A 25,211-nucleotide genomic window follows, 5' to 3' on the forward strand; every position below is an offset into this window, starting at 1 on the left:
GGTCAGACGCGCTCCAGCCCGGTGATGGCGTCGGCGCGCGCCTCGACGGCGTTCAGGCGCGCGGTCCAGTCGGCGGCGACGTCCGCCATGTCGGCGCCCTCGGGATACCAGGCCTTGTCCCATACGACGGCGCCCTTGCCGAAGGGCAGGGGCAGGATCGCCTTGTCCCAGCTGTCCAGCCGGATCGCAGGCTTGCACGACAGGCCGATGAACAGGACCGGCGCGCCGGAGATACGGGCCATCAGCGGCAGACCCTCGGCCATCTGGCGGGCGGGGCCGCGCGGCCCGTCGGGGGTGATGGCCAGAGCGCCGACCTTCAACTGCCTCAGTCCGTCGCGAAGGGCCTGGGACCCGCCCTTGGCCGCCTCAGCCTTGTTCTTGTTGGCCGAGGAGCCGCGCACGGCGGGAAAGCCCTGGCGCGCCACGGCCTTGGCGATGAACTCGCCGTCGGCGGACAGGGAGATCAGGGCCTTGGCGGGCTGCGCCCGGTCCAGCGGCCAGCAGGCCGGCGACAGGCCGATGCGCGAATGCCAGAAGGCGCACAGCACGCCGCCGCCCTGGGCCCAGACCGCCTCGGCGGCCTCTTCGTTCTCGTAGGTCCAGCGGATGGTGGCGAAGCAGAAGCGCATCCATTGGGCCAGGGTCCAGGCCAGGGCGGACTGGATCACCGGGTTGCGAAGCGGCCTCATGCGCCGGTCTCTTCGGGCAGGGGGGCGGGTTCGCCGTCCAGCGACTGTTGCCGGGCCAGGCGGGCGTAGAGGCCGCCCTGGACCACCAACTGCTCGTGCGAGCCTTCCTCGACCACCCGTCCGGCCTCGATGACGTAGATGCGGTCGGCGTTCCTGACCGTCGACAGGCGGTGGGCGATCATCAGGGTGGCGCGGCCGGCCATCAGCCGCTCCAGGGCGGACTGGACCAGGGCCTCGCTCTCGGTGTCGAGCGCGCTGGTGGCTTCATCCAGCAGCAGGATGGGGGCGTCCTTCAGGAAGGCGCGGGCGATGGCGATGCGCTGGCGCTGGCCGCCCGACAGGCGGGCGCCCGCCTCGCCGACGCGGGTGGCGTAGCCGTCGGGCAGGGCGGCGATGAAATCGTGGGCGGCGGCGGCGCGGGCGGCCTGGATGATCTGATCGGCCGTCGCTCCCTTGCGGCCATAGGCGATGTTGGCGGCGACGGTGTCGTCGAACAGGAAGGGCTCCTGCGTCACCAGGGCGATGTGGTCGCGCAGGTCGGCCAGGCTCAGTTCACGCACGTCGCGGCCGTTGAGCGTCACTCGCCCCTCGGTCACGTCGTAGAAGCGCGGCAGCAGGCTCAGGATGGTCGACTTGCCGCCGCCCGACGGGCCGACCAGGGCGACGGTCTCGCCCGGGGCGACGTGCAGGCTGACGTCCGCCAGGGTGGGGGCCGCGCCCTCCTCGCCGGCGTGATAGGCGAAGCAGACATGGTCCAGGGCGACGGTCACCGGGCCGGGCGTCAACCGGACCGCGTCGTCGGCCTCGCGGATCTCGGGCTCGATGTCCAGGGCGGCGAACAGCCGTCGCGCCGCCGTCAGCCCCTCGCTCAGCACCGTGGCCAGATTGGTCACCTGGCGCAGGGCCTGGCCGGCCAGCAGCAGCATGGCGATGAAGGAGGCGAAGGCCCCGACCGTCATCGCGCCCTGGCCGGCGCGCCAGCCCGCGTAGGCCATGACGGCGGCGACGATGCCGTAGGCCACGATGTCGCTGGCCGGCCCGGCGAAGGCGCGGCTGTCGGCGCCCTTGATGACGTGGCGCTGGCGTCGGTCGATCACGGCGGCGACGCGGGCCTCCTCGGCCGCCTCATGGTTCTCGATCTTGATGAGGCGGACGCCGTCCAGGTTCTCCATCAGGGCGCTGGACAGGGCCTCGGTCTCGACCATGGCGCCGTGCGCGGCCTTGCGCGAGCGCTTGCCGAAACGGCGGATGATCCAGTTCACCACCGGCACGCCCAGCAGCACGATCAAGGTCAGCGGCAGGTCGATGAAGCCCATGGCGATGATGACGGCCAGCAGCATCAGGGCGTTCTGGGTGTAGTTGACGACCCCGCCGGTGAAGGCCTCGCGCACCAGGTTGGCGTCGAACAGGACCGAGGAGACGAAGGTGCCCGAATGCTGGCTGCGCAGGCGCGACAGGTCGGCCCGGATCATGCCCGAGAACAGCTGCTTCTGGATGTCGCCGACCACCCCGTGCCCCAGCCGGTTCACCAGGGCCGCCTGGCCGACGATGGACAGGGAGCGGATCACTGCCACCACCACGATGAACAGGGGAACGGCGATCAGCACCATGTTCGCGGGGATGGTCAGGGAGCCCCACACCGTCACCGGCCCTTCCTCGCGGCCGAACAGCAGGTCGATCGCCGGCTCCAGGAATTTGAGCAGGACGGCCGTCAGCCCGGCCGAGACCGCCGCCAGCAGCATGGAGGCGAAGAACGCTGGCTTGTGCCGCGACAGATAATCCCGCCAGATGCGGACGAGCAGAGGCCGCAAGGGCTCGCGGGCGTCGGATGCTGGGGCGGGAACGGTCATCGGCCTTCGGTCGAACGGCAAGGGCGGCAAGTCAAGCGGCAAGGGTGAGGGAAGTCGCCCAATGGGTGACGTCGGACGTAATCGGCGCTATCTGGCGCCTATGGGGCGCTTCGATCTGACTACGCCGTTCGGCCGTTTCAAGGCGCGCTGGTCCTATTTCTGGGCCGATCACGCCTTCCTGCGCACGGCCTTCACCAATGCTCATTGGCTGGGACCGGACCTGGTGCGCACCAACCAGCCTTCGCCGGCCCAGCTGGCCTGGTGGAAGCGGCGGGGGATCAGGACCGTCATCAATCTGCGCGGCCAGAGGGACGAGGCCTACTACTGGCTGGAGAAGGACGCCTGCGCCCGCCTGGGCCTGACCCTGATCGACGCCCCGCTGGATTCGCGCGATCCGCCGGGCAAGGACCGAGTGCGCCGGGCCAAGGCCCTGTTCCAGACCATCGAATACCCGGCCCTGATCCACTGCAAGTCGGGCGCGGACCGGGCGGGGATGATGGCGGTCTTCTATCGCCATTTCCACCTGGGCGAGCCGATCTCGGCGGCCATGTCGGAACTGGGCAAGCGGACCCTGCACAGCCGCGAGGGGCTGACCGGGGTGCTCGACCATACGCTTGAAAAATACGTCCGCGAGGTCGAGCCGACGGGCGTCAGCTTCGAGGACTGGGTCGAGAGCGACGCCTACGACCCCAAGGCGATCCGCGCCGAGTTCAAGGCCGGCTGGTGGGGCAAGCTGGTGGTGGATCGGCTGTTGAAGCGGGAATGAGGCCCTATCCCGGCGGGAGAGGGAGCCTTACCCCCAGGGGCCGCGGGCGGCGGGCGGGGTCTTGCGGTCGGGCTTGTCGCCGTGATGACGCTTCTGCCCCCTATGCCGCGCCAGAACGATGAGCCACAGGGCCAGGACGGCGACCAGGGACGCCACGCCGAAGACCTGCTGGGCGTCCAGCGGCTGGCCGAACAGGGTCACGGCCGGTCTTCACGCGGGGAGAGGGGAGGCTCGGCCTCATCCTCCTCGTCCGCGGGAGTGATGGGGTCGTTCCAGGCGGTGTCCTGATCCTCGCCCGTGTGGGGCACATGGGGCGGGCCGCGACGCACCACCCAGACGACGGCGGCCAGGGCCACGATCACCAGCAGCAGGACGATCACAGTCGGCATCATGAGGGTCACATCCTGTCCAGAAGCGCCAAAGGCGGCTGAAGCGAAAGCGCGCCAGCCGCCTTTGCGGTTCCGAAGCGGCGCCGTGAGGCGGCCGCGGTCGATCAGTCGTCGCCGCGCGGGTCGATCAGCTTGTGCGCGTGCAGGATGAAGTAGCGCATGTGGGCGTTGTCGACCGTCGCCTGCGCGCGGGCCTTCCAGGCCTTCTTGGCTTCCTCGTAGTTGCCGTAGGCGCCGACGAACTCGACCTGGGACAGGTCGCGGAAGACGGGCTCGGACGGGTGGCGCATCTCGCCGCCGATGACGAGGTGAAGCAGTTGAGGGTCGTGGGCGTCGGCCATGGAGAGGGGGTCCATTGCTGAGGGTGTCAGATGGCGAGCGGGATAGGCGCTGTGCGGCGAACGATCAACGGGTGAAGGGCGGGCGCGGCGCAGATCAGGCTGGTTTGTCGCGGATCGGGGCGGTTGAAGCGCCAGGGGCGGCCCCGGTGGTCGCTGACCTTGGCCCCCGCCTCCTCGGCGATCAGGGCGCCGGCGCAGACGTCCCAGTCCCATTTGGGGCTGACGGCGATGGCCGCGTCGAAGGCGCCGGCCGCCACCAGGGCCATGCGATAGGCCAGGGCGTTGCGCTTGGAGAAGCGCATCGGCGGCCAGGGCTCGTCCCAGTCGCGCGCCTCCATCAGCCGGGCGTCGGCGAGGACTTCCGCGTCCTCCAGGTCGGCCGTGTCCGAGGCCGAGATGGGCCGTCCCTGCAGCCGCGCCCCGCCGCCCAGCGTCGCCTCGAAGGTCTCGTCCAGGGCCGGGGCGTGGATCACGGCGGCGATGGGACGGCCGTCCTCGACCACGGCGATGGGCACGCACCACCACGGCTTGTTCTTCATGAAGGCCACGGTGCCGTCGATGGGGTCGACGACGAAGATGCGCTTGCGCTCCAGCCGATCCGGGTTGTCGGCCGTCTCCTCGGACAGCCAGCCGTAGTCGGGCCGCGCGCCCAGCAGGGCGTCGCGCAGCAGCTGGTCGACCGCCAGGTCGGCGTCGGTGACGGGCGAGCCGCCTTCCTTGGACCAGACCTTGAGGCCCGCCTCGCGATGCTCGAGCGCCAGCCGACCCGCGGCCAGGGCCGCGTCGCGGATCAGCTCGAGATCGGCGTGGAAGTCGCTCATTTGCCGGCGATCGCCACCTTGTCGAACAGCAGGGAGGGGCTGTTGAATGAGCTGCGGAACTCCAGGTCCCCGGCGCGCTGCAGGCGGGCGTAGAGCTCGATCAGATTGCCCGCCACGGTGACTTCGCTGACCGGATAGGCGCGCTGGCCGTTCTCGAACCAGAAGCCGGATACCCCGGCCGACCAGTCGCCGGTGTTGCCGTTCAGCGAGGGGCCGAACATGGAGGTGATCAGCAAGCCGGTCCCGGCCTGGGCCATCAGGGCGTCCAGATCGCCCTCGCCCGGCGCCAGGTGCAGGTTGTGGGTCGAGACGCCGGACGGCCCCGCCAGGCCGCGCGAGGCGTGGCCGGTGGTCTGGAGGCCCAGTTGCGCCGCCGAGGCGGTGTTCAGCAGCCAGGTGGTCAGGACGCCGTCGCGGACGATGTCGCGCCGCTCGACCGCCACGCCCTCGTCGTCGAAGGGGGTGGAGCCCAGGCCGCGCGGGCGGAACGGGTCGTCGATCAGGTCCACGTCGGTCGGCAGCACCGCCTGGCCCAGCTTGTCCTTCAGGAAGGAGCTGCCGCGCGCGATCGACGGGCCGGAGATGGCGCCCAGCAGGGGCGACAGCACCTGGGTCGCGATGCGGTTCTCGAAGATGACGGGGGCGGTGGTCGAGGCGATCTTGCGCGGGCCGACGCGGGCGGCGGCGCGCTCGCCCGCCTTCAGGCCGATCTCGGCGGCGCCGGGCAGGTCGGACAGGTGGCGGACAGTGCGGCTCTCGCCGCCGCGCTCCATGGCGCCGTCCTTCTCGGCGATGACGCCGACGCCCAGCGAGAAGGCGCTGCCGCGATGGCGGCCGTCGAACCCGTGCGAGGTGACCAGCCGCCACTCGCTGGACGACCAGGAGGCGTAGCCGCCCTCGGACTTGGCCACGCCCGCGACGGACAGGGCGGCGGCCTCGGTCTCGGCGGCGGCGGCTTCCAGGGCCTCGGCCGAGCGTTCGGCCGGGTCGTAGAGGTCGAGGTCGGCGTGCGGCGCGGGGGCCAGCCGGTCCTGCGGCGCGAGGGAGGCGTAGGGGTCTTCCGGCGCCAGCCTGGCCATGGCCACGGCGCGCTCGACCAGGCGGGCGCGCGTCGCCTCGGACAGGTCGGAGGCCGAGACGGTCGCTTGGCGACGGCCGATGAAGACGCGCAGGCCCAGGTCGCGGGATTCCTCGCGCTCCACGTCTTCCAGAGCGGCGTTGCGCACGCCGACGGACAGGGAGGCGCGGTGGGCCGAGACGGCCTCGGCCGCATCGGCGCCAGCCTTCAGCGCGGCGGAGATCAGATCGTTGAGGATGTCGGGGGAGGGCGTCTTATCGGACATGCCCCGATATGGCGGACGGAACTGCGACCTGCAACCGCTGTCACCCTCTCCCATCGGGAGAGGGATTAGAGGATCGACCAGGCGATCAGGCTGACCGCCGCCACCAGCAGCGCCAGCCAGGTCAGGATCATGCCGATCGAGCGGCCCAGCGACGGCCCTTTCTGGAACAGCAGGCCGAGCGCGTGGATCACGCGGCCGACGAACAGCGTCCCCCCGACCGCATGGATCAGCAGGGCCGGCGCGCCCAGGAAGGCCAGCAGGATCAGGCCGCACATCCCGGCGGGGATGTATTCGGCGGCGTTGGCGAAGGCGCGGGTGGCGCAGATCAGGTCGCGCTCGCCGCCGTCGCCGAACTCGACCATGTGCTTGCGGCGCCGGTTAACCACCACGCCCGACAGCGCGAACAGCTGCAGGATCAGCAGCCCGCCCCACAGGGCGGCGGCCTGGATGGTCGGCACCTGGCTCAATTCTCGCGCCCCACCGGATAGAGGCGATAGCGCTGGTCGTAGAAGGGGGTGCGCTCGTAGAACCAGGCCAGGCGCGCGTCGCCGTCGGCGGCGAAGGCGGGGTCGGCCGCCAGCCTGGCCTCGAACTCGGCCTTCAGCGCCGGATCGGCGGCCAGCATCTTCTCGGCCAGGGGCGCGATGGCGTAGGCCTCGATGTATTCGACGCGGTTCAGCACCTCGGGGAACATGCCCCAGGCGAAGAAGCTCTCGTTCGACTGCGGCTCCAGCAGCAGGATGGCCACGTCGCCCATCGGCTGGTCGGTCGGCACGCGGACCGAACCAACCGGGAAGGTCCAGTCCTTCGGCTCCGCCCGCACCTCGGTGACGGTGATCGGCACATGGCCTTCATTGGTGCGGCCCGAGACCTTGGGATCGACCAGGCGCAGCATGTCGACGGCGACCGTGCGCGGGGCGTCCAGCGTCTCCATCTGCACGCCGTGGATACGCAGCCGCTCGATGACGTCGGTGCGGTAGGGCGGCACCCAGTAGGCCGTCGGGCGCTTCAGCGTCAGGGTGGAGTGGGAGCCGTAGAAGGGCGCCTGCCACAGCTCCGGCTCGGGCTGGCCCAGCCAGCGAATCTCGCGGCGGCCCGAGGCGGGGCTGTCGTAGGTCTCGTAGCGGATGGCCTTGAAGGGGCGGATGCGGCTGGGCTGGTCGTCGCCGTCGAAATTGGCGGGCAGTTCGGCCGGGCGAAGGGCGCGGTCGGCGGCGATGGCGGCGCGCAGGCCGTCGGAGCCCTCGGCCAGCCGTTTCAGCGCGGCTTCGAGGAAGACGTAGGTGCCCAGCACGCGCTGTTCATGCGGCTTCAGGCTGTGGTTCTCGATCAGGATGGTCGGGACGTGGGCCGCCGCGCCCCAGCCGTTGGAATAGCGCTCGCCCAGGCCGCCGTCGTTCAAGCCCTTGGCCGGGTCGCGCTCGTCCACGGCGAAGACCAGTTCGCCGGGGATGTGGCCCTTGGCTTCCAGGGCTTCATAGACGGCGGGCCTGAAGGCCTCGTCCAGCCACTTGGCGATGGCCGGGCTGCGGCTCCAGACGCCGTCCTCGCCGTTGTAGCCGAAGGTGACGTCGTATTGATAATCGATGCCGTCGGTGACGTGGATGTCGACGTAGAGGTCGGGCTTGTACTTGTGGATCAGGCCCATGACGGCCTGCATCTCGGCCTGGTCCAACTTCATGAAGTCGCGGTTCAGGTTCTGGTTCGTGGCCGTGTGGCGCCAGCCCTGGTTGCGCGGTCCGCGCTGGTTGGGGCGGGAGTAGGGGCCGGTGCGCTCGTGGCCGTCGACGCTGAGGATCGGGATCAGGATCAGGTTGGCCCGGTCCAGCAGGCCGTCCTTGCCGTAGAAGGCGATGTCGCGCAGCAGCATCATGCCCGCGTCCTTGCCGTCGATCTCGCCTGGGTGGATGCCGGCCTGAGCCAGCAGCAGGGGCTTGTTCGGATCCAGCGTCGCGCCGTCCTTGGACGCGATGACGGCGTAGATCGGACGGCCTTCCGGCGAGACGCCGAACTGTTCGATGCGGATCAGGTCGCTGGCCGCGTCCAGCCGGTCGAACCAGGCGCGGGTGTCGGCGTAGGACGGCGAGAAGTCATGCGCCGGGTCGGCCTCGAAGGCCGTAACCCACGGGTCCGAGGCGCCCCGCAGCAGGGCGCGGCTCGCGCCGTTCCACGCTGTCGCCGGCGGCAGGAAGGTCTGATCCCAGGGGGCGGTGTTTGGAACGGAGGTCGACGATTGGGACATGGCGGGACTCGACGCGAGAGCCGCGACGGCGGCGAGGACAAGGGCGGAGCGCATGGGGCTTCGTGAGCCGATCGCGCCCGCCTGGCAAGCCCCGTCCGCCTTCGGCCGTCCCGGCTCCTGGGTCAAAACTCCTCCCACTCCTCGGCCGCAGGCGCGGCCGACAGGCCCCGTCCGCCCGCGGTCTTCAGGGCGACGACGGTGCGGGCCACGGCGGGCGATGGGGCGGCGGCCGCGGCGCGCGGGGGCGCGGCTCCGTCGCTGATGCGGAACCGGGCCATCAGGTCGCCCAGGCTGGCGGTTTCCTGGGCCAGGGCGTGGGAGGCGGCGGTGGATTCCTCGACCATGGCCGCGTTCTGCTGGGTCATCTGGTCCATCTGGGTCACGGCGACGTTGATCTCGGCCAGACCGCCGGCCTGTTCGCGCGCCGAGGCGGCGATGTCCGAGACCAAGCCGCTGATCTCGGCCACCTCGGCGATGATGCGGCTCAGGGCCTCGCCCGTGTCGTCGACCAGGCGGACGCCCTGGTTGACCCGCTCGGTGCTGGCGCCGATCAGGGCGCGGATTTCCTTGGCCGCCTCGCCCGAGCGCTGGGCCAGGGCGCGCACTTCCGAGGCCACCACGGCGAAGCCGCGACCGGCGTCGCCCGCCCGCGCCGCCTCGACGCCCGCGTTGAGGGCCAGCAGGTTGGTCTGGAAGGCGATCTCGTCGATCACGCCGGTGATCTGGGCGATCTGCTGGGCCGAAGTCTCGACGGCGTGGATGGCGGCGACCGTCTCCTGCACCACGGCGCCGCTGCGCTCGGCGTTGCCGCGGGTCTTCTCGACGATGTCGCGGGCGCGGTCTGCGCCGTCGGAGGCGTGGCGGATGGTGGTTGTCACCTGCTCCAGGGCGGCGGCGGTCTGTTCCAGGCTGGCGGCCTGCTGTTCGGTGCGGCGCGACAGGTCGTCGGAGGCCTGGCTGATCTCGGCGGTGGTCGAGCGGATGCCCGCCGCGCTGCCGATGATGACGGCCATCGTCTCTTCCAGCCGGCCCATGGCCGCGTTGAAGTCGTCGCGCAGCTTGCGATAGTCGTCGGGGAAGGCGGCCTTCAGTCGATAGGTCAGGTCGCCCTCGGACAGGCGCTCCAGTCCCTCGCCGAGGGAGGCGACGACGAAGCGCTGTTCCTCCTCGGCCGCCTGGCGGACGGCGTCGTTGCGGCGGCGCTCGGCCTCGGCGGCGGCGCGGCTCTCCTCCTGCTCGGCCCGCAGGCGGCCGGTTTCGGCCAGATCGTGGCGGAAGCCTTCCAGGGCGCGGGCGATGCGGCCGACTTCGTCCGAGCTCTGCGTGCCCTGGACCGGGACGTCGTAATGGCCGGCGTTCAAGGTGTTCACCGAGGCGGTCAGCCGGGCCAGCGGGCGGCGCACCACGCGGTCGCTGGCCACGAACAGGCAGGCCAACACCAGGCCCAGGATCAACAGGCCGCCGACCATCATGGCGATGGCCAGCCGGTCCGCCGGACCGTTGATCGCCGCCGTGGGGATGTCGGTCACCAGGCCCCAGGTCGCGCCCAGGCCCGTCAGGGGCGCGGGGCTGACCAGGCGCTCGATCTTGCGGCCTGTCAGGTCGCGCAGGTCGTGCAACTGCGTCGCCTGGCCGCCTTGCAGCACGGCGCGCACGGCCTCGGCCCCGGCTTCCGCATAGGGCTGGGTCCGCAGGGCGGCGTCAGGGTGGGAGGCCCAGTTTCCGCCGCCGGTCAGCAGCATGGTCTGGCCCGAGCCGAACGGCTTCATCCGGCCCAGCAGGGTCGAGATGTCGTCCAGCGCCAGGTCCAGCCCCGCCACGCCGATCACCTTGCCCCCGGAGACGACCGGATAGGCGACGGAGGTCATCAGCACCGACTTCCCGCCGACCTGATAGGCATAGGGTTCGATGATGGCGGGCTTGCCCGTCGTGAAGGGCTGTTTGAAGTAGGCCTGGTCGTAGTCGGCGCCGGTGTCGAGCGGCTGCAGGGCGACCGCGCCGCCGTCGTTGACCCAGTAGGGCAGGAAGCGGCCGGCGGTGTTCGAGCCCAGGGCCGTGCGTCCCGCCATGGCGGCGTCGCGGCCGTCGAAGGCGTCGGGCGCGGCCATGAACCAGCCGCCCATGACCAGGGGGGTGGCGGTGGCGGCGGGCTTCAGCATGGCCACGATCGTCGCGCGGTCGCGGACGCCGGCCTCATGCGCCTGGCCGATGGTCGCGGCCAGGGATCGGGCGGAGGCGGAGGCCTCGGCGATCTGGCCGCTGACGCCGGCGACGGCGCCCTGGCTCAGCGCCTGGGCGTAGTCGCGCGACAGGTCACGGGCGATGGTCCGCGTGTATTGCGAAACCCCGACGGCGGCGAGCACCAGCAGGACGCCGGTGACCGCGCCCCCCGCCAGAAGCAGTTTTCCGGCGACGGACAAGTTTCTGAAAGCACGCATGATCTCTCCCCGATTACCTTGGCCATAAAGGCGATAATCTTAAGAAGAGGCTTATTGCGGTTCGGGGAACGGCGGCGGCTGTACGGTCCGGGCGCTACTTCCAGATCGGCGAGCCGTCGCCCGGCAGGCCCAGGGAAGCCCACTTCTCCGACACGCGGTCGATGACGTCCTGCTCCATGCGGATCTCCTCGCCCCATTCGCGCTTGGTCTCCGGTTCCCACTTGTCTGTGGCGTCCAGACCGATCTTGGAGCCCAGGCCGCTCTCGGGGCTGGCGAAGTCCAGGTAGTCGATGGGGGTGTTCTCGATGACGGTGATGTCGCGCGCCGGGTCCATCTTGGTCGAGACGGCCCACATGACGTCCTTCCAGTCGCGGGCGTTGATGGCGTCGTCCACGACGATGATCCACTTGGTGTACATGAACTGGCGCAGATAGCTCCAGCAGCCCATCATCACGCGCTTGGCGTGGCCGGGATAGGCCTTCTTCATCGACACCACGGCGATGCGATAGCTGCAGCCCTCGGGCGGCAGCCAGAAGTCGGTGATCTCGGGGAACTGCTGGCGGATCAGGGGGATGAAGACCTCGTTCAAGGCCTCGCCCAGCACGCTCGGCTCGTCCGGCGGACGGCCGGTGAAGGTGGTCAGATAGATGGGGTCCTTGCGCATGGTGATGGCGCTGACCTGGAAGACCGGGAACTTCTCGACCGAGTTGTAGTAGCCGGTGTGGTCGCCGTAGGGGCCTTCGTCCTCGAACTCGTCCAGCAGGACGTGGCCTTCCAGCACGATCTCGGCCTGGGCCGGGACCATCAGCGGCACCGTCTTGCACGGAACCAGCTCGGCCTTGGCGCCGCGCATCAGGCCGGCGAACTGATACTCCGACAGGGTCTCAGGCACCGGGGTCACGGCGGCCAGAATGGTGCCGGGATCGGCTCCCAGCACCACGGCGCAGGGCAGGGGCTCCTTGGGTTTCGCCTTGCGGTGTCGGGCGTAGTGCTGGGCGCCGCCGCGATGGGCCAGCCAGCGCATGATGGCCTTGTCCTTGCCCAGCACCTGCATCCGATAGATGCCCAGGTTGAAGTCGTCTTCGCGGTCGTCGGACGGCCCCTTGGTCACGACCAGGCCCCAGGTGATCAGCGGCGCGGGCTCGCCAGGCCAGCAGCCCTGAATGGGCAGGGCGGTCAGGTCGATCTGATCGCCCTTCAGCACCACCTCCTGCACCGGGGCCTTCTTCACCGTCTTGGGCCGCATGGACATGACGGTCTGGGCCAGGGGCAGCATCTCCATCGCATCGCCGAAGCCGCGCGGCGGCGTCGGGTTGCGCAGGAAGGCCAGCAGTTCGCCGACCTCGCGCAGCTCGCCCGCCGTGGTGCGCTGCTTGCCCTCCAGCGTCACGCCCATGGCGACGCGCTTCACCGTGCCGAACAGGTTGGCCAGGCAGGGGATGGGGCTGATCGAGCCGTCCGGCATGACCGGCTTCTCGAACAGGACCGCCGGGCCGCCATTGCGCAGCAGCCGGGTTTGGATCTCGGTCATCTCCAGATGGGTGGAGACGGGCTCCGACACGCGGACCAGTTCGCCGTCGGCTTCGAGGGTCGCAAGAAAATCGCGCAGGGACTTGTAGGCCATGCGCTGACGCTTAGGCGGCAATCGCCCGTCTGTCACGCGCGGCGATCAATAGGCGGGAGCGTCCGACACCAGCGCCCACACCGGCAGGCGCAGGGCCCGGGTGGCGGCGTCCAGACGGGCCGAATCCAGCCGCTGGCGCCCGGTCTCGACACGGCGCAAGGCTTCGGGCGTCAGGTCGAGGGCGGCGGCCAGATCATCGAACGGCACGCCGCGCCGGTCGCGCCAGCGGCGGATGCGGGCGCCGACGACGGCGTCGTTCGGATCGCTCGCCGGGAAATCCAGAACTGAACCCAAAGCCCCCTCCTGTGCGCCCGCGCCTTTAGATCGGCGTCGGATCAGGCATCCTGATCCCACTCAAAGGCCTCGTCCAGCCAGTCGCCGATGCGGCCGTCGGGGTGGGCCAGTGCGGAGATACGGGCCATCTCGTCCGCCGAAAGCTCGAAGTCGAAGATGCCGAAGTTCTCGGCCGCGCGGCTCTCCTTGGTGGTGCGGGGGATGGCGGCGATACCCTGCTGGATGATCCAGCGCAGGGTGATCTGGCCGTTGGTCTTGCCGTGCGCACTGGCGATGTCGCCGATCACGGCGTCATTGGCGATTTTGCCCTGAGCCAGCGGCGACCAGGCGGTGATGGACGAACCCAGTTCACGGGCCGTCTCGATCAGCGTCTTCTGCGACAGATAGGGGTGGTACTCGATCTGATTGGTGATCAGCGGCGCGCTCGACAGGCTGGCGGCCTCCCGGAACAGGGCCGAGGGGAAGTTGGACAGGCCGATGTTCTTGGTGAAGCCCTTGTCCTTCGCCTCGTTCAGGGCGCCGATGGTTTCCGCCAGCGCCGGCGCCGGCTTGGGCCAGTGCAGCAGCAGAAGGTCCGGCGTCAGCCCCAGGCTGAGCGCCGATTCCTCGGCCTGACGCAGCAGGGCGTCGCGATGGAAATGCTCGACCCAGATCTTGGTGGTGACGAAGATGTCGTCGCGCGTAACGATCCCTTCGGCCACGGCGTCGGCGATGCCGTCGCCGACCGCCTTCTCGTTCTTGTAGATCCAGGCCGTGTCGATGTGGCGATAGCCGATGCGCAGGGCCTCGCGCACCATGCGGCGCGCGTCGTCAGGCTCCAGTTGCCAGGTGCCGAAGCCGAGCAGCGGAATCTTCACGCCCGAGGCGGTCACGGTCGGCTGGTCGGAATAGGGCATGGGGAGGCTCCGCGGGATCAGAAGCCTTGGATATAGGGGCCCGATCAGCCTTCGCCATTGTCCAGCCAGCCGAAAATCCCGTCCCACAAGGGCTCCATTCCCCTGCGGAAGGCGCCCTCGTGGCCGATGCGGCGCGCGCCGAAGTCGCCGGGGGCGTGGACGCTGATCTCGGACGGGGCCTTGGGATAGACGCTCAGCAGGTCGCGCGCCGTGTCGGGCGTGGCGATGGGATCGTCGCTGAAGATCCATGACCGGATCGGGGCGGTCACGGCCTCATAGTGGTGCGGCTTGAGCGTCGTCTCCAGCTCGCGCGAGAAATACTCCCGCTTCAGGCACCAGCGCCGCCAGGTGGTGAAGACCCCGCGCGGCAGGTCCGTTCCGCCCCACAGGCCGCCGCCCTTGATGTAGCCGTGCCGCATCAGGCTGAACGGGCCGAAGCCCAGCCAGAAGAACAGCTCCAGCGGATTGTAGATGCGGTGGTGCCCGCCCCACCATCCCGTGCCGACCGAGATGAAGGCGTGGCGGTCGATCCGGTCCTGATTGCTCATGAAGCCGAGGAAGTGCCCGCCGACGCTGTGGCCGACATGAACGACGCGCAGGCCCGGCGCCGCCGCAATCAGGGCGTCCAGGGCGGCGGGCATGTCCAGCCGGCCCCAGTCCGGATAGTCCATCCGCATGGCCTTCAGGTCGTCGGGCCGTGACCCGGCGATGCCGCGAAAGTCATAGGTCAGCACCGCCGCGCCCTTGTCCGCCAGATGCCGGGCGAACCGCTCATAGAAGCCCTTGGGAAAGCCGGTGCCGGACGAGACCAGCACGGCCATCCGGGGGGCCGCCGCCGAGACCAGCCGCATCGACAGCGGATAGCCGTCGGCGGCCGGGGCGGTGAAGTCTCGGGTGACGAGATCGGTCATCGGGTCCGTCCTGTTTGGAAACGGACTGTAGGCGATTGACGCGACGTCAGGTCAATAGGCCAGCGCGTTGCCGTCCTTGCGCATCTCGGTGGCTGCGCCGTAGGTCCAGCGGCCCTGCTCGTTGATCTGCTTCATGACGTTCTGATAGCCGCCGAAGCCGCCGTCGGGCGGGCCGAGGACCCAGCCCATGGCCGCCAGCTGCCGCTTGGTCGCGTCGGGCACGCCGGATTCCAGGTGCAGCTTGCCGACGCCCTCGGCGGGCTGGCCGGTCGGTTCGGACGAGCCGTAGTGCTGCCAGCGGGGACTGTCGCCGGCTTCCTGCGGGTCCAGGCCGTAGTCGACCATGTTGATGATGATCTGGGCCTGCCCTTGCGGCTGCATCCCGCCGCCCATGACGCCATAGGCCATCCACGGCTCTCCGTCCTTGCAGGCGAAGCCGGGGATGATGGTATGGAAGGGGCGCTTGCTCGGCGCATAGACGTTGGGGTGGCCGTCGGTCAGGGCGAACAGTTCGCCGCGGTCCTGGAACATGAAGCCCAGGGTGCTGCCGTCCGGGCCGTCGGGCGTCAGGCCGGAGCCCATGCCGCGATAGTTGGACTGGATCCAGCTGACCATCATCCCGTCCTTGTCGGCCACGCTGAAATAGGTGGTGTCGCCCTGGGTCGGGGCGTCGCCGGGGAAGACGCGGTCCATGACGCGGTTTGGGTTGATCAGCTTGGCGCGTTCGGCGGCGTAGGCCTTGGAGTTCAACCAGGCGGTCGGAGCCTTGGCGAACCGCTCGTCGGCGAAGTAGCGGGCGCGGTCCTCGAAGGCCAGGCGCTTGGCCTCGGCCTGGACGTGGATCGAGGCGGCCGACTGGAAGCCCATGGCCTTGAGGTCGAACTGCTCGCAGATGTTCAGGATCTGGTTGGTCGACAACCCTTGAGTGTTCGGCCCCAGCGAATAGACCTCGACCCCGCGATAGGTGGTCATCAGCGGCTCGACCCATTCGGTGCGGTGGGCGGCCAGGTCGGCGCGGGTCATCCAGCCGCCGATGCGCTTGAAGTAACGCTCGATATGGTCGGCGATGGCGCCGTCATAGAAGGCGTCGCGCCCGCCCTCGGCGATCATGCGATAGGTGCGGCCCAGATCCGGGTTGGCGAAGACCTCGCCCGTCTTGGGCGTGCGGCCGTGGGGGCGCCAGACCTTCTTGCGGTTGTCGTTCTCCTCGATCTGGGCGCTGGCGCGGTCGAAGCCGGCCATGTTGCGCTCCAGATACCAGGCGATGACCTCGGGAACCGGCACGCCCTGTTCGCACAGTTCGGCGACGGGCAGCAGGACGTCCTTCCACGGCAGCTTGCCGTAGCGCTGGTGGGCGCTCCACCAGGCGTCGACCGTGCCAGGGACGTTGACGGTCACGGCGCCGTATTTCGGCAGATAGCCGTCGGGACCGGCCTTGGAGCGGGCGGTGGCCAGAGACAGGCCGCGCGGGCTGTTCCCCGAGCCGTTGAAACCGACGACCTTCTTCTGGGCCGGGTCCCACATCAGGCAGAAGGCGTCGCCGCCGATGCCGTTGGCGGTCGGCTCCAGGAAGCCCAGGGCGGCGTTGATGGCGATGGCGGCGTCGATGGCCGAGCCGCCGCGGCGCAGGGTGTCCAGGCCGATCAGGGTGGCGGTGGGGTGGGCCGTGGCGGCGGCGCCGTTGGCGCCCCAGACGGTCGAGCGGCCTACGAACTTCGGCCCCGTCACCCGGTCGCCGATGCCGACGCCGGCATAGGGATCGGCCGAGGCCGGCTTGGCCCCCGTGGCCTGAGCGCCGGCGGACTGGACGGCTGCGGACTGGGCGGCGGCCGTAGGCTGGGCGCCGGCGGTTCCCGCCATCAGGGCGCCCGCCGGCAGGGCGGACAGGAAGGTGCGACGACGCATGATGATATTCCCCTCGTTCGTGGCGCGCATTGAGGCCGGATCGCGGGGGTGGCGCAAGTCATCGAATGGGCGCGGGGCAAAAGAAAAAGGGCCGCCCGGAGGCGACCCTTCAATCCGTTCGGATCGGGATGATCCTATTCGATGTCCTCGTTCAGGAGGCCGACTTTGAAGAAGCCGTTTTCCTGAAGCTTGTTCATCACTTCCATGAACTGGTGATACTTCACCTCGGCCTGGGCGCGGACGAAGACGCGCTCGTCGCGGCAGTCGGCCACGGCGCCCTGGGCGGCGCAGACGTCGGCCGGCAGCTTGTCGATCGAGGTTTCCTTCTCGGCGATGTAGAGCGAGCCGGATTCCTGGATCGTGATGTAGACCGGCTCTTTCGGCTTGTCCGTCGGGGCCGGCGGGGTGGCCGGCGGCAGGTCCAGCTTGATCGACACGGTCGCCATCGGCGCGGCGACCATGAAGATGATCAGCAGCACCAGCATGATGTCCACAAACGGCGTGACGTTGATGTCCGCGTTCTGCTGGGCCGTTTTACCTTTGCCCCCGGGACCGGAAAGTTTCGCGCCCATACGCCGTCGTCTCCATCGAAGATCCGCACCCTCCGGCGGACCGCACTGAAAGTCAGACCGTCTCTTGGCGTCCCGAAGCGGGCTTGTAAAGCCGTCCCGGACGAGGAAAACGCGTCGAAGGGCAATAAGATTGCGAATTCGGCCAAGGCCCCGCTTGGCCGCGACCGATTCAGCCCCGTGTTCGCCTTCTGCTCAGCTTGAGGCCTCGCGCGCCCGCTCAGCCCCGGGCCAGCTTGAGGAATCGCTCGGCCAGGACGGGGTCGTCCTTGAAGGCGCCGGTGAAGCGGGTGGTGATGGTCGAGACGTGGCGGTGATGCACGCCGCGCGTGGTCATGCACTGGTGCGCCGCATCGACCAGCACGGCCACGCCCTTGGGCTGCAGGTGCGATTCGATGGCGTCGATGATGTCGTTGGTCAGGGTCTCCTGGTTCTGGAGACGACGGGCGAAGATCTCGACCACCCGGGCCAGCTTGGAGATGCCCACGACCTTCTCGCCCGGCAGATAGGCGACATAGGCCTTGCCCAGGAAGGGGGCCAGGTGGTGCTCGCAGTGGCTCTCGACCTCGATGTCGCGCAGGATGACCATGTCGTCATAGCCGGTCACGTCCTCGAAGGTGCGCGACAGCTCCTTGCCCGCGTCGGCGTCATAGCCGTCGAACCATTCGCCATAGGCGTCGACCACGCGCTTGGGCGTGTCGATCAGGCCGGGACGGTCGGGATTGTCGCCGGCCCAGGCGATCAGGGTGCGCACCGCCTCCAGCGCCTGCTCGCGGCTGGGGCGATTGGACGCCTCATTGGCGACGAGGACGGGCTTGGCGGGGGTGCTGCTCATGAAACGATCCGGCGGCGGCGAGAGCGCCTGTTCAGATTACTATTATATATGGACTTGGGCGCGCGGCCCTGACTGTCTATCAGGCCGCTATATGGGACGCTCCGTCCGTCCCGCAAGAAAACTCGCAAAAGACCTGACCTATGGCCCTGCACATCCACGACACCCTGCGCCGTGAAAAGCGCCTGTTCGAGCCGCGCGATCCGAACCGGGTGAGCCTCTATGTCTGCGGCCCGACGGTCTATGACTACGCCCATATCGGCAATGCGCGACCGCCGGTGGTGTTCGACGTCCTGGTGCGGCTGCTGCGCCGGACCTACGGCGCGGATCAGGTCATCTACGCCCGCAACGTCACCGACGTGGACGACAAGATCAACGCCAAGGCGGCCAGGGAAGGCGTGCCCATCGGCGAGGTCACGGCGCGGTACGAGGCCGCCTATCTGGCCGACATGGGCCTGCTGAACGTCAGCCCGCCCGACATCGCTCCCCACGTCACCGACTACATCGAGGCCATCACCGCCCAGATCCAGGCCATCATCGACGCCGGCTGCGCCTATGCGGCCGAGGGCCATGTGCTGTTCGACGTCTCGTCCTATCCGGCCTACGGCGCCCTGTCGGGCCGGAACCTGGACGACATGATCGCCGGCGCCCGCGTCGAGGTCGCCCCCTACAAGAAGAACCCGCACGACTTCGTCCTGTGGAAGCCGTCCAAGGCGGACGAGCCGTCCTGGCCGTCGCCGTGGGGCGACGGGCGGCCGGGCTGGCACATCGAATGCTCGGCCATGATCGAGCAGACCCTGGGCCTGCCCATCGACATTCACGGCGGCGGCATCGACCTGGTCTTCCCGCACCATGAGAACGAGATCGCCCAGGGCGTCTGCGCCCACGGCCACGCCCACGGCGATCAGGCGCACGACGAATACGCCCGCTACTGGATGCATAACGGCTTCCTGACCGTGGACGCTGAGAAGATGTCCAAGTCGATCGGCAACGTCCTGCTGCTGCACGACCTGGTGCAGGCCATGCCGGGCGAGGTGGTGCGCTGGGCCTTGTTGAGCGCGCATTATCGTCAGCCTCTGGACTGGAACCAGACCCTGCTGGAGCAGAGCCGCAAGAACCTGGATCGCCTGTACGGCGCCCTGCTGCGGGCGGCGGCGGTCGAGCATTCGACGCAGGAACCCCCCGCGGAGTTCCTGAAAGCCATCGAGGACGACCTGAACACGCCGGGCGCCATGGCCACGCTGTTCGCCCTGTCCAGCGAGATCGAGCGCGGCATGACGGCGGGCGACACCGCCGCCGTGGCCGAGGCCAAGGGCCGGCTGATCGCGGCGGCCTCGATCCTGGGCGTGCTGCAGGCCGATCCGGCCGAGTGGTTCTCGGGCGTCGACGAGGGGCTGAAGGCTGAGGTCGAGGGCCTGCTGGAGCAGCGAGCCGCCGCCCGCACGGCCAAAAACTGGGCCGAGGCCGACCGCATCCGCGACCGGCTGAACGAGCTGAACGTGGTGGTCATGGACGGCCCGCAGGGCGCGACCTGGCGGATGAAGGGCTGATTTCCCTTCTCCCACAAGGGGAGAAGGGAAGGTCTATCGCGCTCGGCGGATCAGCTCGTCCGCCAGCACGTCCGTCAGATAGCCGTCCGCGACCCGGCCGTTGGCCAGCTGCCAGCGGCGCAGGGCGGCGCGGGTGTTTGCGCCGATGACGCCGTCGACGCCCTGGGTGTCGAAGCCCATCCTGGTCAGGGCCTGCTGGGCGCCGACGCGCTGGTCGCGGGTCAGAGGGCCGTCGTTGGGCCAGGCGACGCTGAGGGCGGGCTTGCCTTGCACGGCGTCGGCGATCAGGCCGATGGCCAGCGCATAGCTGACCGAGTTGTTGTAGCGACGGATCACATAGTGGTTGGGCAGGGCCAGGAAGGCTGGGCCCTTGGCGCCCTGCGGCAGCAGGATGGCCGCGCCCTCGGCCGCCTCGGCGCCGTTCAGGCTCTGGCCGCCGGCCAGGCGCACGCCGCGCGCGGCCCAGAAGGACCAGGGGTGCTTGGGCCCCTCGGCCTCGGCGTAGTCGAAGCCCGACGGCAGGATGACCTCATAGGCCCAGCCCTGGCCGCGCTTCCAGCCGGCCTGGGCCAGCAGATTCGCCGCCGAGGCCAGGGCGTCGGCATCCGAGCCCCAGATGTCGACCTGGCCGTCGCCGTTCTGATCGACGCCCAGCCTCAGATAGTTGTCGGGCATGAACTGCGTCTGGCCCATGGCTCCGGCCCAGCTGCCCTTGAGGCCCGCGCGGTCTCGCTTGCCCGAGACGACGATGTCGAGGGCGTGCTTGAGCTGGCCCTCGGCCCAGTCGCGGCGGCGGCCGTCGTAGGCCAGGGTGGCCAGGGAGCGGATGACGTCGAAGTCGCCCTGGACCTGGCCGAAGGCGCTCTCCTGGGCCCAGACGCCCAGCAGGATCTCGGTCGGCACGCCGTATTTCTGGGTCACTTCCCACGGCACGCGGTCGACGCGCTGGCGGGCCATGGCGATTCGCGCCGGGGTGGTGGCGTTCTGGATATAGACGCCGGCCGGGCGCGAGAATTCGGGCTGGTTGCGGTCCAGGCGGACGACGCTGGGATTGGGCGTCACGTTTTCCAGCTCGCGGGCGTACTCCCATTTGTGCGCGCCGCCGTGGCGTTCGAGGAAGCTTTGCTTCCAGGCGTCGAAGCCGGCGTGGTCATAGGCTTCGCTGAGATCCGGCTGGGCGGGGACAGGCGCGGGCGGCGTGGCCGGCGCCGGCTCGATCACCGGGGGGGGCGCGGGCTGGGGTTGGGGCAAGGCGGGGACCATGGGCGCGCAGGCGGCGACGGAACCCAACAACAGAAGGCGATAAGCGATACGCATAGACACAGGCTAACGCCCCCGGATTCCACGACCAGTCACAAGCGCGCGAAGGCTCGATCAGTTTCCGTGATAGGGGTGAAGGCGTCGTTAACCCTTTTTGGCGGCAGGCGGTTAAGTGGCGGAATTTACATTGCGCCGTTCCCTGAGCGCGGCCTGGTGGCGGAGGGGCGACGCGCCGGACGTGCATGTCCGGAGACCCTCCGTTCGACTCGGAGGCCAGGCCTCCAACGGATTTCCCGCGCGGAATGTTGACGAAAGGCCGAGGCCTCTCTATACGCACCGCCTCCGCCGCAGGTTCGCCCGCGGCTCTTTTGTTTTACCCGCCCTCACGGGCCTCCAAATACCGGGACGTCCGACCATGAAGGTCCGTAGCTCGCTGAAGTCGCTCAAGGGTCGCCACCGCGACTGCAAGATCGTTCGCCGCAAGGGCGTTCTGTACGTCATCAACAAGACCGACCCGCGCTTCAAGGCCAAGCAAGGCTGATCAGGCGCGACCGGCGCGCCCCGCCTTTCGCGGGCGAGGCGCGCGCCGATTGTCGGTGGATGGGATGACTATCCACAGGGCCGCGGGCGTTGTCCGCGGCTTTTTCGCGTCCGGCGTTGAGCCGGGCGGCCGCGCGTGATTAGTCCATTTTCCTTGCCCTAACGGCCTTTGGCCTGCTTGAGGGCGATTCTTCATTCCTTCGCCCCTAACGGCCTTTGGCCGGCTTGAGGGCGTAGCCTCTTTTTGAGTTCTGGAGTTCAGCCATGGACGACGCTTCCTTCGACGCCAGCCCCGACGTCCTGACCGCCACGGCCCAGGGCCGACTGCGCTCCATCATCGAGCGCCTGGAGCGTCTCGAGGAGGACAAGCAGGCGGTGATGGCCGACATGAAGGAGGTCTTCGCCGAGGCCAAGGGCGAGGGCTACGACGTCAAGGTCCTGCGCAAGGTCATCCGCATCCGCAAGCAGGACAAGGCCAAGCGTCAGGAGGAGGAGGCGATTCTCGACCTCTATCTCTCGGCCCTCGGCGAGGTCTGAGGCGCTCGGGCTTGAAGCGCACGCCGTTCAAGCCCCCCAGCGACCGCCCTTCGCGCTCCAGCAGCCTGAAGGGCGGCGACGCGAGCAAGCCGCGTTCCGGCGGCCTCTCGCGCTCAAGCAGCCCGAAGGGCGGTAGCGCCCTCCAAGCGCGCTCAAGTAGTCCGAAGGACGATAGCGCCACTAGAAAGAAGCCTTCGCTGAGCCCTTGGGAACAGCAGAAGGAGGCGGCCAAGCGATCCGCCTTGAACGCCCTGAAACGCGCCCGCCGCTCGGCCGAGAAGGCGGGCGTTTCCCTGTCCGGCTGGGAGGGCGAGTTCCTCGATTCGGTCGACGAGCGGATTCGCGAGCACGGCCGCGCCTTCGCCGACCCGGAAAAGGGCGCGCCGGGCCAGGCCCTTTCGTCTCTGCAGGGCCGCAAGCTCAAAGAGATCACCGCCAAGGCCAAGGGCGAGGAAACCCGGCCCTGGATGCGCAAGGCGAAGGCGAAGGAGTGAAGAGGGCCCAAGTGTAAGAGGCGCCTTTCACGGGCTTCACCCTTTCGGGCGGTCCCGGGTGACGGCTTATGGCCGATGCAGCGATTTCCGCTTCCGACCCATTGCGGACATTAGGGCCGATAAGGAGCACCGGGGCCGTCGATGATTACCCAAGCTGATCCGTCGATTGCGATCATGACTTCTTGCTGCGCCCATACGCCAGCCGCGTCTCGCTTGCGGTAGCTACACCCAAACTCAGTCGGCTCCTCAGGAATGTCGTAGCAGCGCAACGCCCTGATGTTGGACGGCGAAGTTTGAAGTACGCCCGCCAGATCGCCACGGTTCGGGCCAACCGAAGATGAACATCCACCGACTATCAGCAGGACTGCTAGGAGGATGTGAACGGGCTTGGTCATGCAGCCAAGGTGGCATTCTTCTGATGCGCTGTGAATGTCCGCTTCCCACCCTTAAGCGAACTTCGCTTCACGACCCATTGCGGACCTTCGAGGAGCTTGAACAGTGACCGCTTCAAGCTGATGGTCGATCCGGGAGAGCCGCTATGTTCCGAAGAGACGTCTTCATACTCATCGCCGCGACATTGGTCGGGAGCGTGCAGTGCTGAAGGCACAGATTGAGGGATGCCATGGCGACTGAACTGCTCGCAACTCATCGACCGTCATTCGTGGCCGTCCTGCTCTCCAGCTACGCATTGGCCATTGCAGCCTCGATCCTCATTTCAATTACGTGGATCGAAGGGTTCCTGTGGGCTGGTGGCGTAGTCTTAGTGGCTTGGCTGGCATTGGTCTGCTGGGCGTTTTCCAAGTTCGGAGCGCGCGCTGCGTGGGCCTTTCTCGGCGTTCTTGTCGTGAACCCCGTTGCGGTGTTCTTCTTTGGAGTGACTTATGCCTGCGCCGCCAAAGCCGCCTGTCTGTAAGTGGAGCGCCACGCCTCGTTGATGGGTATATGCCGCCGAACGTTGGCAACGTCCGCTGCCCACCCCTAGCGGTCATTCAGCGGGTCCGCTTCGCGTTAGCCCTACTTGCTGCTCCACGGCCGGGCGGCCCCGCTCCTGATGCAGACGGGGATGATCGCCTGCTTTTCACGCAGGGCGCGCTGGATCGGGGTTTCCCAAGGGTGCCCTCTGGCGGGGCCGGAGAGGCGGACAAGTCGTCGCTGGGGGCGCGCATGACGACAGCCGGGCGAGGTCTCAGTCCAGCCTGAAAGCCGCGTCCGTCATCCGATCCCCCCGTCGTGGCGTCGCCTTGCAAGCGTCGATCGGCGATCCCGGTTCCGCCGGGCGTCGGATCAGGCCAAGATAGGCGACTCAACACCTGGGGAAGGGCGAAACCATGCGGACGATTCTGGACGGATTCCGGCGGGTGGCGGATTTCAGCGGCCGCGACCGGCGCGGGCGGTTCTGGCCCTATGCCCTGACGGTGGTGGCGCTCGTCTATGTCGGGATGGCGCTGGCGATCATGCCGATGATGGCCAAGATGTTCGCCGAGGCGGCCCGCTATGCGGCCGAAAATCCCGAGCAGGCGACCGTCGTGACCGGGCCGGGCTATTATTCGGTGCAGATCCACGAGGCGGACGCCGTTCCCATGCCGGATTTCGGCCTGTTCTTCGGAGCCGTGGCGACGGCGGCGGCGGTCGGCGTCGGGCTGCTGGCCGCGGCGGTGACGCGGCGGCTGCATGACACGGGGCGAAGCGGCTGGTGGGGCCTGCCCGCAGCGGTCTTCCTGGCGACGGGTCTGACGCTCTTCCCGCGTCTGATGGAGGGCATGATGTAGGCCGAGGCGGAGGCGCAGCCCCTGGGTCTGTTCTTCCTGCTGTTCGGCTTAGCCATACTCTATAATTTGAGCTTGGTCGGGCTGATCGTCCTGCTGGCCCTGGACGGGACAAAGGGGCCGAACCGTTACGGACCGCGGCCCGACTGAGGCGTCTCGGCGCGCTTTTCCAATCTCTTCCTCGCCTGTTGAAAGAACCCCCGCGCATGATCTTGCGTTCGCTCCTCATCAGCCTGGGCGCCCTGGCGGTGCTGTCATCCCCCACGGCGGCGCGGGCAGAGCCTCGCGCGGATCTGGCGCCGGGCGAGCATCAGGCGATCGTCAACGGGGTGCGGCTCTGGTACCGCGTCGCCGGGCAGGGCGAGGGGACGCCGGTGGTCTTCCTGCACGGCGGACCGGGACAGGGCAGCCAGACCTTCGCGCGCTTCGCCGGGCCGCAGTTGGAACCGCATCTGCGCATGGTCTATCTGGACCAGAGGGGCGCGGGCCGCTCGGAACGGCCGTGGAACGACGCCTATTCACTGGAGCTGATGGTCGACGACCTGGAGCAGCTGCGGCGGGCCTGGGGCGTGGAGCGGATCGCCGTCGTGGGGCACAGCTTCGGCTCCATCCTGGCCCTGGAATACGCCGCCCGGCATCCGGAGCACACCGCGCGCGTCGTCCTGACGGCCGCGCCGTCCGACCTGCCGGCGGCCATGGAGCTGCAATGCGACCGGCTGGAGCGGCAGGACCCCGAACTCTATGCCCAGGCCGTGGCCCAGCGGCCGGCCGATCTGGGCGCGCGCTGCAACGCCTTCGCCGCGGGGCGGGCCTTCATCGACGCGGCCATGTTCCCCGATCCCGCCGTCATGACCCTGGTGGACGAGACCGACGCGACCGACGGCATGCGCAACACCGGCGAGGTCGGCCGGGCGCTGTTCGGCGCGGGCGGGCTGATGAACTACCGTTTCGACGGCCACGCGCGCCTGACCATGCCGGTATTGATCGTGGCGGGCCTGGCGGACTTCCAGACCGGGGTCGAGCCTCAGCGTGCCCTGGCGGCGCGGCTGCCGGACGGCCGCATCCTGGAATATCCGGGCCGCGGTCATTTCATGTTCGTCGAGGATCCCGAGCGGTTCGCGGCCGACCTGGTCGCCTTCCTGGGGCGATAGGCG

The 25,211-nt window shown here is 68.9% G+C and carries 26 protein-coding genes; 8 read left to right on the forward strand and 18 right to left on the reverse strand.

Features of this window, described 5'->3' with window-relative positions; genetic code table 11:
- Positions 1–2: 2 nt before the first annotated feature.
- Together D8I30_RS08775 and D8I30_RS08780 are read right to left on the reverse strand one after the other, a co-directional pair.
- Positions 3–689 carry a lysophospholipid acyltransferase family protein gene (locus D8I30_RS08775; RefSeq protein ID WP_121482409.1) on the reverse strand — a complete coding sequence of 229 codons (687 nt, stop codon included), beginning with the start codon at positions 687–689 and terminating at the stop codon, positions 3–5.
- On the reverse strand, positions 686–2,539 hold the full coding sequence (locus D8I30_RS08780; protein WP_121482410.1) for an ABC transporter ATP-binding protein: 1,854 nt from the start codon (positions 2,537–2,539) through the stop codon (positions 686–688). Before D8I30_RS08780 ends, D8I30_RS08775 begins: the two co-directional genes overlap by 4 nt.
- Before the next feature lie 100 nt (positions 2,540–2,639).
- On the opposite strand from D8I30_RS08780, the gene D8I30_RS08785 reads away from it, so the two are divergent.
- On the forward strand, positions 2,640–3,305 hold the full coding sequence (locus D8I30_RS08785; RefSeq protein WP_121482411.1) for a fused DSP-PTPase phosphatase/NAD kinase-like protein: 666 nt from the start codon (positions 2,640–2,642) through the stop codon (positions 3,303–3,305).
- 27 nt (positions 3,306–3,332) lie between these two features.
- Here the strand turns inward: D8I30_RS08785 and D8I30_RS14420 are convergent, their stop codons facing one another.
- The 15 genes from D8I30_RS14420 to folE form a co-directional block, all read right to left on the reverse strand.
- Positions 3,333–3,506: a hypothetical protein gene (locus D8I30_RS14420; RefSeq protein ID WP_162938746.1), complete on the reverse strand. Its 174-nt coding sequence runs from the start codon at positions 3,504–3,506 to the stop codon at positions 3,333–3,335.
- A complete protein-coding gene (locus tag D8I30_RS08790) occupies positions 3,503–3,697 on the reverse strand; it encodes a hypothetical protein (protein WP_121482412.1) in 195 nt (64 codons plus the stop codon). Before D8I30_RS08790 ends, D8I30_RS14420 begins: the two co-directional genes overlap by 4 nt.
- Positions 3,698–3,798: 101 nt before the next feature.
- Complete coding sequence (locus D8I30_RS08795; RefSeq protein ID WP_121482413.1) at positions 3,799–4,050, reverse strand: DUF4170 domain-containing protein; 252 nt, start codon at positions 4,048–4,050, stop codon at positions 3,799–3,801.
- 11 nt (positions 4,051–4,061) lie between these two features.
- Positions 4,062–4,856 carry a 3'(2'),5'-bisphosphate nucleotidase CysQ gene (locus D8I30_RS08800; protein WP_121482414.1) on the reverse strand — a complete coding sequence of 265 codons (795 nt, stop codon included), beginning with the start codon at positions 4,854–4,856 and terminating at the stop codon, positions 4,062–4,064.
- Entirely contained in the window at positions 4,853–6,199 is a 1,347-nt protein-coding gene (locus D8I30_RS08805; RefSeq protein WP_121482415.1) for a TldD/PmbA family protein, read from the reverse strand. The genes D8I30_RS08800 and D8I30_RS08805 overlap by 4 nt, the downstream gene beginning before the upstream one ends.
- Positions 6,200–6,264: 65 nt before the next feature.
- The gene (locus D8I30_RS08810; protein ID WP_430805156.1) at positions 6,265–6,657 is read right to left on the reverse strand and encodes an MAPEG family protein; all 393 of its coding nucleotides are present in this window, start codon (positions 6,655–6,657) and stop codon (positions 6,265–6,267) included.
- Positions 6,658–6,662: 5 nt separating this feature from the next.
- Positions 6,663–8,441: a M14 family metallopeptidase gene (locus tag D8I30_RS08815; RefSeq protein ID WP_430804636.1), complete on the reverse strand. Its 1,779-nt coding sequence runs from the start codon at positions 8,439–8,441 to the stop codon at positions 6,663–6,665.
- A 122-nt stretch (positions 8,442–8,563) separates the two neighbouring features.
- Positions 8,564–10,879, reverse strand: coding sequence for a methyl-accepting chemotaxis protein (locus D8I30_RS08820; protein WP_121482418.1), 2,316 nt, complete (start codon positions 10,877–10,879; stop codon positions 8,564–8,566).
- 94 nt (positions 10,880–10,973) lie between these two features.
- Positions 10,974–12,503, reverse strand: coding sequence for a UbiD family decarboxylase (locus D8I30_RS08825; RefSeq protein WP_121482419.1), 1,530 nt, complete (start codon positions 12,501–12,503; stop codon positions 10,974–10,976).
- 45 nt (positions 12,504–12,548) lie between these two features.
- Positions 12,549–12,797 carry a helix-turn-helix domain-containing protein gene (locus tag D8I30_RS08830; RefSeq protein ID WP_121482420.1) on the reverse strand — a complete coding sequence of 83 codons (249 nt, stop codon included), beginning with the start codon at positions 12,795–12,797 and terminating at the stop codon, positions 12,549–12,551.
- Between the two features lie 41 nt (positions 12,798–12,838).
- Positions 12,839–13,693 carry an aldo/keto reductase gene (locus D8I30_RS08835; RefSeq protein ID WP_121482421.1) on the reverse strand — a complete coding sequence of 285 codons (855 nt, stop codon included), beginning with the start codon at positions 13,691–13,693 and terminating at the stop codon, positions 12,839–12,841.
- A 44-nt stretch (positions 13,694–13,737) separates the two neighbouring features.
- On the reverse strand, positions 13,738–14,604 hold the full coding sequence (locus tag D8I30_RS08840) for an alpha/beta hydrolase family protein (protein ID WP_121482422.1): 867 nt from the start codon (positions 14,602–14,604) through the stop codon (positions 13,738–13,740).
- 51 nt (positions 14,605–14,655) lie between these two features.
- Positions 14,656–16,509, reverse strand: coding sequence for a gamma-glutamyltransferase family protein (locus tag D8I30_RS08845; protein ID WP_121483467.1), 1,854 nt, complete (start codon positions 16,507–16,509; stop codon positions 14,656–14,658).
- Between the two features lie 134 nt (positions 16,510–16,643).
- Entirely contained in the window at positions 16,644–17,081 is a 438-nt protein-coding gene (locus D8I30_RS08850; protein ID WP_121482423.1) for a biopolymer transporter ExbD, read from the reverse strand.
- A 217-nt stretch (positions 17,082–17,298) separates the two neighbouring features.
- The gene (gene folE / locus D8I30_RS08855; RefSeq protein ID WP_121482424.1) at positions 17,299–17,913 is read right to left on the reverse strand and encodes a GTP cyclohydrolase I FolE; all 615 of its coding nucleotides are present in this window, start codon (positions 17,911–17,913) and stop codon (positions 17,299–17,301) included.
- 140 nt (positions 17,914–18,053) lie between these two features.
- Here folE and cysS point away from each other — a divergent pair, with 140 nt between their 5' ends.
- Positions 18,054–19,460 (forward strand): cysteine--tRNA ligase, encoded by a 1,407-nt coding sequence (gene cysS / locus D8I30_RS08860; RefSeq protein WP_121482425.1) that lies wholly within the window; start codon positions 18,054–18,056, stop codon positions 19,458–19,460.
- Positions 19,461–19,493: 33 nt separating this feature from the next.
- Here cysS and D8I30_RS08865 read toward each other — a convergent pair whose 3' ends face one another.
- On the reverse strand, positions 19,494–20,777 hold the full coding sequence (locus D8I30_RS08865; RefSeq protein WP_121482426.1) for a lytic murein transglycosylase: 1,284 nt from the start codon (positions 20,775–20,777) through the stop codon (positions 19,494–19,496).
- A gap of 358 nt (positions 20,778–21,135) precedes the next feature.
- Here D8I30_RS08865 and ykgO point away from each other — a divergent pair, with 358 nt between their 5' ends.
- From ykgO to D8I30_RS08895, 6 genes are all read left to right on the forward strand, one after another.
- A complete protein-coding gene (gene ykgO / locus D8I30_RS08870) occupies positions 21,136–21,261 on the forward strand; it encodes a type B 50S ribosomal protein L36 (protein WP_003165750.1) in 126 nt (41 codons plus the stop codon).
- A gap of 263 nt (positions 21,262–21,524) precedes the next feature.
- Positions 21,525–21,797: a DUF2312 domain-containing protein gene (locus D8I30_RS08875; RefSeq protein WP_121482427.1), complete on the forward strand. Its 273-nt coding sequence runs from the start codon at positions 21,525–21,527 to the stop codon at positions 21,795–21,797.
- A 197-nt stretch (positions 21,798–21,994) separates the two neighbouring features.
- On the forward strand, positions 21,995–22,291 hold the full coding sequence (locus D8I30_RS08880; protein ID WP_162938924.1) for a hypothetical protein: 297 nt from the start codon (positions 21,995–21,997) through the stop codon (positions 22,289–22,291).
- 622 nt (positions 22,292–22,913) lie between these two features.
- The gene (locus D8I30_RS08885; protein ID WP_121482428.1) at positions 22,914–23,204 is read left to right on the forward strand and encodes a hypothetical protein; all 291 of its coding nucleotides are present in this window, start codon (positions 22,914–22,916) and stop codon (positions 23,202–23,204) included.
- Positions 23,205–23,619: 415 nt separating this feature from the next.
- Entirely contained in the window at positions 23,620–24,060 is a 441-nt protein-coding gene (locus D8I30_RS08890; RefSeq protein ID WP_205570682.1) for a DUF805 domain-containing protein, read from the forward strand.
- A gap of 203 nt (positions 24,061–24,263) precedes the next feature.
- Entirely contained in the window at positions 24,264–25,208 is a 945-nt protein-coding gene (locus D8I30_RS08895; protein ID WP_121482429.1) for an alpha/beta fold hydrolase, read from the forward strand.
- The last annotated feature ends 3 nt before the right edge of the window (positions 25,209–25,211 follow it).

It is taken from the genome of Brevundimonas naejangsanensis, from assembly GCF_003627995.1.
Classification (GTDB): Bacteria; Pseudomonadota; Alphaproteobacteria; order Caulobacterales; family Caulobacteraceae; genus Brevundimonas; species Brevundimonas naejangsanensis_B.

Coding starts and splice junctions, on each gene's coding strand:
- D8I30_RS08805 (WP_121482415.1), bottom strand. CDS start 6,199: ATGTCCGATAAGACGCCCTCCCCCGACATCCTCAACGATCTGATCTCC.
- D8I30_RS08825 (WP_121482419.1), bottom strand. CDS start 12,503: ATGGCCTACAAGTCCCTGCGCGATTTTCTTGCGACCCTCGAAGCCGAC.
- D8I30_RS08875 (WP_121482427.1), top strand. CDS start 21,525: ATGGACGACGCTTCCTTCGACGCCAGCCCCGACGTCCTGACCGCCACG.
- D8I30_RS08840 (WP_121482422.1), bottom strand. CDS start 14,604: ATGACCGATCTCGTCACCCGAGACTTCACCGCCCCGGCCGCCGACGGC.
- D8I30_RS08850 (WP_121482423.1), bottom strand. CDS start 17,081: ATGGGCGCGAAACTTTCCGGTCCCGGGGGCAAAGGTAAAACGGCCCAG.
- ykgO (WP_003165750.1), top strand. CDS start 21,136: ATGAAGGTCCGTAGCTCGCTGAAGTCGCTCAAGGGTCGCCACCGCGAC.
- D8I30_RS08835 (WP_121482421.1), bottom strand. CDS start 13,693: ATGCCCTATTCCGACCAGCCGACCGTGACCGCCTCGGGCGTGAAGATT.
- cysS (WP_121482425.1), top strand. CDS start 18,054: ATGGCCCTGCACATCCACGACACCCTGCGCCGTGAAAAGCGCCTGTTC.
- D8I30_RS08790 (WP_121482412.1), bottom strand. CDS start 3,697: ATGATGCCGACTGTGATCGTCCTGCTGCTGGTGATCGTGGCCCTGGCC.
- D8I30_RS08775 (WP_121482409.1), bottom strand. CDS start 689: ATGAGGCCGCTTCGCAACCCGGTGATCCAGTCCGCCCTGGCCTGGACC.
- D8I30_RS08815 (WP_430804636.1), bottom strand. CDS start 8,441: ATGTCCCAATCGTCGACCTCCGTTCCAAACACCGCCCCCTGGGATCAG.
- D8I30_RS08895 (WP_121482429.1), top strand. CDS start 24,264: ATGATCTTGCGTTCGCTCCTCATCAGCCTGGGCGCCCTGGCGGTGCTG.
- D8I30_RS08785 (WP_121482411.1), top strand. CDS start 2,640: ATGGGGCGCTTCGATCTGACTACGCCGTTCGGCCGTTTCAAGGCGCGC.
- folE (WP_121482424.1), bottom strand. CDS start 17,913: ATGAGCAGCACCCCCGCCAAGCCCGTCCTCGTCGCCAATGAGGCGTCC.
- D8I30_RS08865 (WP_121482426.1), bottom strand. CDS start 20,777: ATGCGTATCGCTTATCGCCTTCTGTTGTTGGGTTCCGTCGCCGCCTGC.
- D8I30_RS08795 (WP_121482413.1), bottom strand. CDS start 4,050: ATGGACCCCCTCTCCATGGCCGACGCCCACGACCCTCAACTGCTTCAC.
- D8I30_RS08890 (WP_205570682.1), top strand. CDS start 23,620: ATGCGGACGATTCTGGACGGATTCCGGCGGGTGGCGGATTTCAGCGGC.
- D8I30_RS08800 (WP_121482414.1), bottom strand. CDS start 4,856: ATGAGCGACTTCCACGCCGATCTCGAGCTGATCCGCGACGCGGCCCTG.
- D8I30_RS08820 (WP_121482418.1), bottom strand. CDS start 10,879: ATGCGTGCTTTCAGAAACTTGTCCGTCGCCGGAAAACTGCTTCTGGCG.
- D8I30_RS08780 (WP_121482410.1), bottom strand. CDS start 2,539: ATGACCGTTCCCGCCCCAGCATCCGACGCCCGCGAGCCCTTGCGGCCT.
- D8I30_RS08885 (WP_121482428.1), top strand. CDS start 22,914: ATGGCGACTGAACTGCTCGCAACTCATCGACCGTCATTCGTGGCCGTC.
- D8I30_RS08845 (WP_121483467.1), bottom strand. CDS start 16,509: ATGCGTCGTCGCACCTTCCTGTCCGCCCTGCCGGCGGGCGCCCTGATG.